Source organism: Flavobacterium frigoris, assembly GCF_900111075.1.
In the GTDB taxonomy this organism is placed as follows: Bacteria; Bacteroidota; Bacteroidia; order Flavobacteriales; family Flavobacteriaceae; genus Flavobacterium; species Flavobacterium frigoris.
Genome location: NZ_FOFZ01000009.1, coordinates 28,558 through 40,423 on the forward strand (window position 1 = coordinate 28,558; position 11,866 = coordinate 40,423).

At 36.0% G+C, this 11,866-nt stretch carries 6 protein-coding genes; 3 read left to right on the top strand and 3 right to left on the bottom strand.

The window, feature by feature from the left end:
• Positions 1-891 precede the first annotated feature (891 nt).
• Both BMW63_RS12290 and BMW63_RS12295 read left to right on the top strand, forming a co-directional pair.
• Entirely contained in the window at positions 892-2,412 is a 1,521-nt protein-coding gene (locus tag BMW63_RS12290; protein ID WP_074723771.1) for a MauE/DoxX family redox-associated membrane protein, read from the top strand.
• Positions 2,413-2,509: 97 nt separating this feature from the next.
• Positions 2,510-2,791, top strand: a complete 282-nt coding sequence (locus BMW63_RS12295; RefSeq protein ID WP_074723772.1) for a DUF6520 family protein — start codon at positions 2,510-2,512, stop codon at positions 2,789-2,791.
• Between the two features lie 57 nt (positions 2,792-2,848).
• On the opposite strand, the gene BMW63_RS12300 is transcribed toward BMW63_RS12295, so the two are convergent.
• From BMW63_RS12300 to BMW63_RS12310, 3 genes are read right to left on the bottom strand one after another with little or no spacing between them, the layout of a single operon-like run.
• Positions 2,849-5,488 carry a S9 family peptidase gene (locus tag BMW63_RS12300; protein ID WP_083380479.1) on the bottom strand — a complete coding sequence of 880 codons (2,640 nt, stop codon included), beginning with the start codon at positions 5,486-5,488 and terminating at the stop codon, positions 2,849-2,851.
• 24 nt (positions 5,489-5,512) lie between these two features.
• Complete coding sequence (locus BMW63_RS12305; protein ID WP_074723774.1) at positions 5,513-6,940, bottom strand: RagB/SusD family nutrient uptake outer membrane protein; 1,428 nt, start codon at positions 6,938-6,940, stop codon at positions 5,513-5,515.
• 19 nt (positions 6,941-6,959) lie between these two features.
• Complete coding sequence (locus BMW63_RS12310) at positions 6,960-9,989, bottom strand: SusC/RagA family TonB-linked outer membrane protein (protein ID WP_074723775.1); 3,030 nt, start codon at positions 9,987-9,989, stop codon at positions 6,960-6,962.
• Positions 9,990-11,416: 1,427 nt separating this feature from the next.
• On the opposite strand from BMW63_RS12310, the gene BMW63_RS12315 reads away from it, so the two are divergent.
• Positions 11,417-11,680, top strand: coding sequence for a helix-turn-helix transcriptional regulator (locus tag BMW63_RS12315; RefSeq protein WP_245744955.1), 264 nt, complete (start codon positions 11,417-11,419; stop codon positions 11,678-11,680).
• The last annotated feature ends 186 nt before the right edge of the window (positions 11,681-11,866 follow it).

Genomic DNA, 11,866 nt, shown 5'->3' on the forward strand with positions numbered 1-11,866 from the left:
TACTGAAAAAGAACGAATTCACAAATGCAGCTTACGTGGCTAAAAATAAATAGATTTGCCTAAAAGTAGTCTAGTTTTAAATCCTGTTATTTAAAAAAAAATTGAATGATGCTTGCTTTATTGTTGTGTGACTGATCTCCCTTCAAAGAATGGAAACGTAAGCTTACTGTACATGCCCGAACGGGTGGAAAGGACATGTGCCATTACAGCTACTTCAACAACCTGACTACCCGTGACCTTCGTTGCAGCAAGTATCAGTTCAATTTTACTCGAATATGACCTAAGAATCAAAAAAATCCTATTTTTCTTTCGTTATACTGAAATAACAAATGATTACTAAAGATTTGACCGTATTTAATTTAGTACAAATATAAATTCATAGTGTAAAGATAGTTATATAGTTCATCTTTATTGGTGTTTATTGCTAGTTGAGATCGATGCAAAATAAATATTTTGTTTCCCTAATTACTTGGAAAACTTGTGTTGAGTAATTCGTGGATCCTCAATGTAAATCAAGAAATTTACTTTGCGTCTCATTACCATTATATATTCATTTAAAATGTTTGGCTTTCTTATGAAAAGTAGAAATTAAGATAAGGATAAGTAATTTTTAGTAGTACATGTCTTGAAAAGTTTTTAATTGGCTTAATGCCTAAAGTACAAGAAGAAGAAATAAAACGGTAAATTGTGACTTTTTTAATTGACTAATTTCTGATTATTACCAACATTTTAAAAATTTAACTAAAAAAAGCCTGTTTTTGAAAAATGTTGGCACGTTTTCGATAACAGCCTATTAAATAGCGTGTTGTAATTTTGTTTTCGTTCTAATTGCAAAGGATTGAATTATACTATTTCATAAATGCAATGGTTTAAACTAAAACTACAGAAAACATGAAATTTAATGAACCAATTAAGAGTATAGTTCTAGAGACAATTTGCCTGCTATTTGTTCTTCTATTTGTCTATGCAGCAGTTAGCAAATTGCTGGATTTCGAGAACTTCGAAGTGCAACTGGGACAGTCTCCCTTAATAAGTAGTTTTGCAGGTTGGGTGGCATGGACTGTTCCTGTTTTGGAATTACTTATTTCTCTACTGATTATTTTTAATAGATGGAGAATCATAGGTCTTTTTGCTGCCTTTAGTCTTATGATTATGTTTACCACTTATATAGTAGTTATTTTAAATTTTAGTTCTTTTGTACCTTGTTCATGCGGAGGAATTCTTGAAAAAATGGGTTGGTCAACTCACTTAATATTTAATGTTTTCTTTGTCGCTTTATCCGTTGTAGGAATCTGTATTCTTTCCAAAGAAAAAATATCCCAAATTAGTGCAAAGCCATATGCGATTTATCTCTCACTGATTAGCACGGCAGTTTTAAGTACCGGTATCGTGGTCTTATTTTTTATTGTATCAGAAGATATTATGCATCATCGAAATAATTTTGTTCGTCGTTTCCCAGCTGATGCTACAAAAGTTGGAGAAATTGATCTCGATTTTAATTCTTATTATTTTGCAGGGGCTGGTGAGGGCAAAATATATTTGGGAAATTATACAGCTCCTCTTCTAGTGACCACGATGGATAGGTCTTTACTTAAAAGGAATGAATTTAAGATTCATCCTAATCGAACTGATTTTAAATTTCAATCTGTTCAAGTTCGCATTCTACCTCCAAATTTTTATCTTATTGATGGAACTGTACCAGTAATCTTTAAAGGGAAAATAGCCGATTGGAATGCTAATTTATTATGGAACGGAGCAACTACTTTTTCTCATTACCAGCTTATTGATTCCCTTAATTTAGTATTTCGATCCAATTACAATATAAAAGGCGAAAGTATTCTTGGAACCTTATATTTTGGAAGTGCTCCTAAAACACATTTTAATGCAAATCTTTTACAGAAACAGATTGATGGTATTTTTGATGTAGACGGCTATCTTCATTTTGACAAAGCCCTTAATCGGTTAGTTTATATCTATTTGTATCGCAACCAATTCATTGTTGCAGATCAGAAACTGAGTCTTAACTATCGAGGTAAGACAATAGACACTATTAGTAAGGCTCAGATTAAAGTTGTTGATGTGACAAGTAGAAAAGAGCGCAAACTTGCAGCGCCCCCTTTATTGGTTAATAAGTCTAGTGCGGTTTCTAACAATTTACTGTTTGTCAATTCAGCATTAATTGGACAATATGAACCTCTAGAAATGTGGGAGGAAGCAACTATCATTGATGTGTACAATCTAAACACGAATACCTATGTAGGGAGCTTTTACATCTATGATAGTAAAAATGAAAAGTTGAAGAACTTTTTTGTGCTGGATGACAATTTTTATGGATTTATAGGAAGTCATTTAGTTCAATATAAGTTAAACAAAGGATTACTATCAACTAATGTAAATGACGATCACAAGTAGAAAAGAATAATGTCTTTAAAATATACTGGCCAGTGTCGGGGGAACGATCGAAAACCTGTCAAAGAGTAGATCAAAAATAATTTTAATTTTATTAATTATGAAAGCAAATTTTATCAAACAGGTTATTCCTGTTGCCGTATTTGCTCTTGCGGTAGCAGGGGCATTTACAACCAATGCCATGAATGTGCGTTCTAAAACAGTAGCAACAGTTCAAGGTTATGTTAAACTTAATCCACAAGGAACGTCATGTGAACAACGTGATATGTGTTCAACTATTAACAATGGAAACATTTGTACCGTAGGATTAGTACCAGGGGCTACGCCATTGTTTGCTAAAAATTCGGCAAATCAATGTACAGTAACGGTTTATAGACCCTAGTGTTTATTGTTAGTAGAAAAGGGCAATGCAGTTCCAGCAAAGGAACTGCATTGTTTTTTATAACCATTCAGGTTTTTTATTTCCTTTTAAATAATAATCGAACCACTGTTCAATTCGTTGGGTTAAGTCTTCTTGATGTTTTTTTTCCATTAAAACATGATTTGCTCTGGGATAGAGTAACATGGTATTTATTTTACCAAGGCGTCTCAGTGCCAGATAAAATTCTATAGTTTGATTATGATCTACCTGGCCGTCTTGATCACCTGCCCAAGACAATAGTGGTGTATTTACTTTATCTGCATGATAAAGTGGGGAGTTTCTTAAATATGCGGGGTAATCCTCATATAAAGATTTACCTATTCTTAGTTGTCCAAACTCATAATGGTAGAAATTAGGTATTCCATATCCTGGGACAACCCAAAGATAACCATTAACAAAATCAGTAATAGCGGCCCCAGCCACCGCTGCTGCAAACATATCAGTTTGGGTAATTATATAATCCGTTTCATATCCTCCATAGGAATGACCAGTGAGACCTATTCGGGATCTGTCAATAGATTCACTATCAATGACTTTTTTAGTAGCTGATACGACACAATCTACTGCTGAAGGTCCTGGATTTTCAATTTCATAAACAATATCAGGTAAAAAAACAAAATATCCATTTGATGTAAAATTGCTAATATTAAATCCTGTCGGGTTGTTCTGGGATGGGTTTACATATTTATACAATTCTTTCGATTGCTTTTCGTATAGATGTACAATCATGGGATATTTGATTTGGGAATTATAATTGGCAGGATAAAATAATACACCATTCAGAATAGTACCTTTAGAATTGGTATAGCTAATGAGCTTAGACCGTCCCCAATTATATTTAAAATGCTGTGGATTGCTTTGAAAGAGTACTTTCTCTTTTGAATTTGAGTTCTGTTTAAAAAGTAATCTCGGAGGGAAATTATAGTTTTCTTCTTGATACACATAACAGTCATTATTTTGACCAGCTAGGAGTCGGCTGGTATGCATTTTTTTATCCAATAAAGGTTGTACTCCATTTTTTTTATCCCAAAAACAATAGCCCTTATGTTCCAATGCTTCGGTTTTTAGCACTAATCTTTCAGAGGGTTGGTACATAATTTTATACCCACCATCGTAATTCATTTTGTCATAAAGCTGTGGTGATTGAGGTGCGATTCTATAAGTAGTTTTGTTTTCTCGACCTTTGGTCAGTCTACGGGCACTTGATCCATCGAGTGCAATACTCCAAATGTCATACTTATCATATACAAGAAGTGTATTATCTGCTTGTATCCATGCTGGGTTACCAAAAGGAGATGCCTCTTCGGGCCAGTCTGATTCGTTATCTGAGAAAAACACACCAAGTTCCTTGGTAAGATTTCTATGTAATCCACGAGTTATATCATAAATCCACCAATCCTTATTTTTAAAATAGGCAATATGTTTTTCGAAAATAGAAATCGAAGTCCCTCCACCTGTTGATTGGTTTTGCAATACTAATTTTCGCTCTCCTGTTTCCAGATTCAAAATATAAATATCCAAGGGAGCATCACGGTTTTCTTGTGGTTCATACGTAGCTGGGTTGTAGATAAAAGCATATTTCTGGTCTCCACTTAACATCATTTTAGGAAATTCATTATCAGTAATGGGGCTAAAGCGGTTCTGCTGAGGCCACCATACAGCCACTTTGGCTATTTTATTCCAATTATCATTGTTTACTTTGACAGGATAAAGAAATTTGTCATCTGCATTCCAAATTTGCGTTTGCAAAGGGTCAATAGGAGCTGTCGTTTTTTCCATTCCAAAGAATATACGGCTGCCATCATCAGAAATGCTAAGTTTTTCAAAAGAGGACGAGATAACTTCCATATCAGTCGGAAAATCATCGTGCTGTGCTGGATTAAAAGTATACAATTTATGTCCGTCTATACTATAGTATCCTACTGAAGTACGGGCTGTCTTTTTCTCATCATCCAGAGGCTGCTGTAAAAAAGCTATGGAATTTCCGCTATGTTGCCATACCGTATCCGAATAGTCAAATCCTTCCGTCGTACTAGCTATTAAAGTGGTCGTTTTATCGCTTAAATTCAGCAGAGAGAGGGTAGTACTTTTTTCAGATTTTGTGGTATAGGCTACCGCATCTGCTTTTGAGTTGTACCAATAATTTTCAACATTATTTAAAACAAGAGAATTGCCGCTTTCTACGTTTTTTATCTCGAGCTGTTTTTTTTCATCAGACTTCTTTTTCATAAAGATGATATCTGTGGTACCCACTCTCAAATCGTAGCTGACTACCTGCTCAACAGTCTGTTGTTTTGTAGTTGATAAATCGGTAATTAGAAGCTCCCCCTTGCGGGACATTGCAGAAAACCATTTGTCACCAATAAATGCCCCTTTACTTGCCCCAGGAAAATTATAAAGGGTAGTGGCAATAGTGCTTTTGACAAACAAGGTATCATTTCCACTATCGTAGTAGAGAGCAAAGCTCATCCATTTTCCACTTTCAGACAGTTGCCCAGCTCTAAGGGAACTCCACAAATGGTAATCATTAGCTGTCAGCTCTTTTTTATCCTTATTTTGGCTAAAACCGTTCAACGAGATTAGTAGAGAAGCCATTATACTTAGGTATACCAATATCCTTTTGCTTACCAAAGAGGTTCTGTTTTTTTTATTTTTCATGTCTTTACTGCTAAGGCACTATTTTTAGTACCCATTATTTTGTGGATTCAGATTGGGATTTAATGAAATCTCTGATTCAGGTAAGGGGAACAACCTATCCGTAGTATTCCAACCAGGTTTTACGACTGTTAATGCTGCATCGAGTTGGTTTGTTCTTTTAAGGTCAAAAAAGCGATGCCCCATTTCAGTAAAAAGTTCCACCTTTCTCTCCTGCAATAAAGCAGTAAGAATATCTGATTTACTCAAAGCTGTAGTGTTCGCTAGGCCTGCAGTATTTCTAATTTTGTTCAAATCTTCTTTCGCTCCAATAAGATCCCCTTGCTGCGCTCGTGCTTCACCACGAATCAAGTATTGCTCTGCTAAACGAAATACGACAGAGTATTCCATTGCTCCCAAAGTATTTGATTTTTGACGATACTTATTGACATGAGACCAGCTATCACTTCCGTCTGTTATTGTTTTTACCCAATGAATCTTCCGTTGATCCCCAATTTCAAAATCATTTAGGAGTTGATCACTCAAAGCAACAGTGGGTGGTGGTCCTGAGGTAAAGATGAAAGTTTCTCCTTCCTGCGTATTTTGCCCATCGGTACGAGGCATAAATTGCCAAATAGTGGTACTACTTTCTTTTAAGAAGATGGCCTCCAGATTATTTTCCCAAGGATATACTCCGGTATTATTGATGAGGTACGAAGCGGTATCGGCTGCTTCTGCCCATGAACTATTATAAAGATAGACCCTTGCTAATAGTGCCATGGCCACAGACTTATTAGGACGTACCCGATCGCTAGAAATATAGTTGTCCGATAGCAATGAAGCAGAAAGTTGTAAATCACTGATAATATGGGAATACAGCTCCGAAGAGGGCATTCTGTGTGCCACTTTATTTAACTGATAATTGGTTGTCGTAATGTAGGGCACGTCACCGTATAGATTTAGAAGATAAAAAGTAAGTAAGGATCTTACAAATAATGCTTCGCCAGTAAGTTGGTCTTTGTCCACTTTAGCCAATATAGAAGAGGCGCTAACCCCTTCGATAATTGCATTCGCAGCATAAATTTGGCTGTAGCTGCTGCTCCACCAACTAAAAATTTCGGTATTAGAAGCAAGGATGCTGTTGTTGTAAAAATTTCGGGTCGTTCCAGAAATACCGCCGTAATAATCAAGTTCATCTGCATAGTTCCCAAGTTCATTGGATAGTCCTGAAACATTCCCGCTTAAAATGCCCGTGTCTCTCATTTTGGCATAAATACTCACCATAGCCGCATTGGCTGTAGCCTTGTCCTGAAAAACGGCGCTTGCCGTAAGTTGCGATGTTGGGAGATCCACATCGACAAAATTATCACAGCTATTCAGAAGCAGACTAAATGCAAGGAATGGGATAAGCAATCTATTGGTTACTATTCCAGATTTACCTTGCTGGATAAATCGGAAAAATGATATTTGTTTCATAATGTTTGAAATTAAAGGGTTAAAAAGTAAGCTGGATTCCCGTCGTAAATACTTTTAAAGGCGGGAGACTTGAACTAAATCTGGACTCGGGATCTGCTCCGCGATACGAGGTAATGGTAAGCAAGTTTTGACCTTGAAATACGAATCGGCAATTGATACCTTTGAGCCATTGTTGCGGAACAGTATAGGATAAGGACAAATTTTTGAGACGAATATAGGATGCGTCCACAATCATGGCGTCACTGGAGTAAAAATTGTAAAATGCGGAAACTGCTTCACCATTTACTCCTGTAGTATATTGTTGATAAAGCGCACTGTCTCCTGAATTTTGCCAACGATCAACAACTGTTGCTGGCTGATTTGTCATTGTTCCTGGAATTCCCGTAGTATAAGATCCACTATAATTTAGTTGCTTTACCCCCTGAAACAAAAAATCCAATTGCCAGTTTTTATAGGTAATTGTATTTTGAAATCCTCCAAAATATTTTGGATTCAAATCACGGATGGACCGTTTGTCCTCTGCCGCCGTAAGTACCCCATCGTTATTGAAATCCTCAAATTGATAGATACCCGTTGCCGGATCAATACCCGTATAATGGTACACTTTCTTAATATTTAAAGGTTGACCAATTACGAACTGATTCTCATATGTTGACCCTTTAAGATTGGGAAAAGACAACAGTTTATTACGCGAGATTGTCAAATTAAAACTGCTGATCCAGTTAAAGGACTGTTTTTGAAAATTAATGGTACGTAATGTTAACTCGATTCCTCTGTTTTGTACTGTTGCGTCTAAGTTTGCTTGTAAGGAATTAAACCCAGTTGTGGCAGGGAGTGGAATTCCCACTAATTGATTTGAAGATTGATTGTTATACCAGCCTGCTGTTAAAAAAATTCGGTCTTGTATAAAACCGGTTTCTAATGCGAATTCCAATTTTTTATTGGTCTCCCATCCAAAATTGGGATTAAACAAGCGTGTTGGTTCCAGTCCCACAACTCCCCCATAATTGTTTCCAGAAGAGCCGTAAGTATCTAAAAATTGATAATCCCCAATTTGGTCATTTCCTGTAGTACCATAACTAGCCCTAAGTTTTCCAAAACTTAAAAAAGGAAGATTATATTTTATAAAATTGGCATTGGAAAACAACCAGGCACTTCCAATCGCTCCAAAGGTGGAAAACTGTTTCTGTGCACCAAATCTACTTGAACCGTCCCTTCTAGCAGTAAAATTGAGGATATATTGGTTCGCCCAAGAGAAGTTAACCCGCCCAAAGAACGCTTGGTATTTGTAAACGGATTCCTCATGCAAAAGATCATATACATTAAAGGCGGAGGAAAGATTATAAAGCAGACTATTACTACTAAATCCGTTTGCCTCTTGCACTAGTTGAAGGGTTTTCTGCTGTTGGAAAGTACTTCCCAATAGCACTTCTGTTTTTCCTTTGCCAAATTCTTTTGTCCATGATATTTGGGGCTCGATGATCCATGATTTTCTGTTCGTGGTATTGACATAAATAGATGAATATTCACTTCCTACTTCATAGGCAGGATCATACAAAGTAGAAGGTTGTGTACGGCTATCATCAAAACGAGTATCTGTAAAACCAATACTTGTTTCAGCAATTAAGTGGGGGAGGATGTTGTAAGACAACAAGCTATTGACAAGTAAGTCATTGGTGCGGGATATATATTTTCCATTTAGGTTAGCAAGAGGATTATTCCAGGTACTGTTTTCCCAGTTTAAATTTCCCTGCGCATCATACAAAGCTGGTGCATTAGGTGGAAGAAGAATGGCTTGTTGCGTGATATCAATCCCTGGTTGGTTGTTTTCCTGTGCGGTATAACCCATCGAAAAAGTGAGTCTAAATTTTTTATTTTCTGATTCGTGACTCAGTTGAGAGTGTATATTTCCTTTTTTATAATTAGAATCACCAGGAAAAACGGTTGTTTCTTTGTGAAAGTTTCCATTGATGATGAATTGCGTTTGTGACGATCCGCCTGAGACGGATGATTGCAAATCAGTAAACTCAGCAGTTCCTCCGATAAATGTCTTTTGCCAGTCTGTATATCGTTTTTGATCCCAAGTACCGTTAACATCATAATCAGAATAACCATAGGGTATACCATCATTAACAAATGCTTCTTTTCGCATTTGCAAGTATTGTGGGGTATTCATCAAATCCATCAGTCGGGTGACTTTCCCAAAACCAGTAGAAACATTCGTAGTGAATTTTGTTTTGCCTTCTTTGCCTTTTTTAGTAGTTACGAGTACCACACCATTAGCGCCACGGGATCCATAAATGGCTGTTGCATCAGCATCTTTAAGGACTTCAATACTTTCGATATCTCCGGGATTGATGCTGTTTAGTGGACTGATTCCGCCAGGCAGGACGGTACCAGTTAAATCAGAACCTAGCGCTTCTGAAGCATAAGGAACACCGTCAATGATGTAAAGAGGCTTGTTTCCATCAGCGCGCAAACTGTTTTGTCCTCTTATCTGGATGTCAAAACTACCGCCAGATACTCCAGTATTTTGCGTGATACTAACTCCAGCCATTCTACCTTGCATAGCTGCCAGAACATTAGTTACAGGCTGTTTTTCTATGTCTTTTGCTGTAATTCTAGCAATACTACTGGTACGTTCGCTTTCCTTGACGGAATAGTATCCCGCATTAATACGTACTTCTTGAAGCGTTGTGGCATCTTCTTGCAAAACGATATCAATCGTTTTAAGCGCATTGATTGGCATAGAGACCGTCTTATACCCCATAAAGGAATAGACTAGCGTAGCGCTAGGGGAAGCCGCTATTTGATATTTCCCATCAAAGTCTGTAATGACAGCCGTATTTGTTCCTTTGATAGTAACCGTTACGCCTGGTAATGGGCCATTAGAATCTGTGACGGTGCCGCTTACTTGATGGGTTTGAAGGTTGAGTTTTAGAAAATTGCTGCCGTTGTAAGCTAGGACAGGGGTAAGGAACAGGTACAACCCTAAAATAAGGGAATACACTATTGTCCTACTCCCGTTGATTAATGAACTATTTTTCATAATTTTGGTTATTGGTTAGATGAAACATGCGTTTTGTTTTACTGTGACTCTCTATTTTGTTTGACGACAGGGGTAGAGGGTCTTTTTTTATGTGATGAGCCACAAAGGCGCTAAGGCATTAAGGTTAATTTTATTTAGTCATAGGCTTTAAAAGTTTGATGGTTGTGCGTTAAAGGTTATTAGTTACTGTAGCTTCTCAATAAGTTGCACCGTTTATTAATTGAACCCAATATCTTTAAAAATAGCCTTTTAGATCCGTATTAGGTCTGGACGACTCGTTTAGGAAATTCTGCTGCAACCATAAAGCCAAAAGCATATAAGTGCTATTAATGCCACTATTAAAGCGGCTTGTATTTGTTTGTAGTATTTCATAATATTGGTTGTTGGTTAGATTAAACATATGTTTTGTTATGACTCTCTAATCTGTACGAGGACAGGGGATAGGTTCTCTTTGATCTCTTTGATTCATTATTACCATTCTATCATTAGCAAGCTGTTTTTTTTGGTTTTATAGGATTACTAAATAACCTGCACCTTGTGATAACTAACTCAAATTAAATTATGTCCATTTTATTCAAAAGGTTTTTGGTGCAGGTGTTTAGGTTTAATAGATTATAAAGTCATAAATGGTTTTGTTAATTTTATAGTTGATTTTAAGTATAATAGCATGAATTCCACCAATATTTTTTAGATGAATATCTATTTTTTATTTTGGTTCAAAAACTCCTTTTGCTCCCCCTCGCAAAACATATTCTAAAAACTTAAGCATACCATTTGGAAAATAGAAATAAAGACAATACTTTTAAAGTGCGAGTTTAAAATAGAAAGGCTGAAATCTAAGTGCCAAAAGCAGCTTAGGTTTGCGGTGAGATATAACGATAGAAATGTTGTTTGTAATAAATCTCATTTTATATATTAGGATAGGGTTTCACACATCAGTATATAAATTATACTGATGGAAGAAGTTGCTCTTGTATGAGTGCTTCTCTGCGTTTCCTAGCCTAACCCATTGATTGTTTCAGTTGAGGGCGACAAAAGGAACCTTTAATTAGTAGTTAATTAAGGTGGTTTGCTACGAGTAATACATAAAAAATTCGTTCTCATAATTTATAGGTTTATGGTTATGGAACGATGTATTTCGGGTATGAAGAGTGCTTGCAGAAAAAGCAAGGAGCGGCCTCACACTTTAGAACCGTGGGCGACCAAACCCATCTTTAAAATCTTTCAATTGAAAAGTTACTATCTAAAGCTTACGTGAGAACCGCTCGCATGCCGTTTGCAAAAGTAAGAAACTTTATGACATGGAGCGACTTCACGATACTCTCGATAGTAAAATTGGTCGTTTCGGTTCGAGAAAACATCGTTTTAATTATGCCAAAAGGGCTAATTGTCAATTCGCTAGAACAAATATAACATAATTATTTAATGTGGCAATAAAACCACAAAATATTTTAAAAAAAATGCAAAATAATTTCAAAGAGATATACATACAGATAGGAAATTCAATACGTGACAAACGTAAAGAAAGAGGTTTAACTCAACAACAATTGGCTGATAAAGATGTAAAACTTGACAGATCTAAGATTAGTGATATCGAAAATGGCAAAGAAGATTTTCACTTCTTTACTCTTTTGAAAATCTGTGAAGCACTTAATATGAATATTAAAGACGTTTTTACAGAGAAAAAATAAATATTAATATATTTGAGAATAGATAAAACGAAACAAACCTTAGCTGATTTACCAATATTAGGGGGTGTATACAAAGGTTTGTTTCGCCTATATACAAGTTACCAGCAATACAAAAGCAGAAGAAAGAATATAATATTAATAAACCCGAATACTAAAACTTTAAACATTTTAAAAAATGATATAATT

Excerpts from the sequence above, each read along its gene's own strand:
- BMW63_RS12290 (WP_074723771.1), top strand. The coding sequence starts at position 892 with ATGAAATTTAATGAACCAATTAAGAGTATAGTTCTAGAGACAATTTGC.
- BMW63_RS12295 (WP_074723772.1), top strand. The coding sequence starts at position 2,510 with ATGAAAGCAAATTTTATCAAACAGGTTATTCCTGTTGCCGTATTTGCT.
- BMW63_RS12300 (WP_083380479.1), bottom strand. The coding sequence starts at position 5,488 with ATGAAAAATAAAAAAAACAGAACCTCTTTGGTAAGCAAAAGGATATTG.
- BMW63_RS12305 (WP_074723774.1), bottom strand. The coding sequence starts at position 6,940 with ATGAAACAAATATCATTTTTCCGATTTATCCAGCAAGGTAAATCTGGA.
- BMW63_RS12310 (WP_074723775.1), bottom strand. The coding sequence starts at position 9,989 with ATGAAAAATAGTTCATTAATCAACGGGAGTAGGACAATAGTGTATTCC.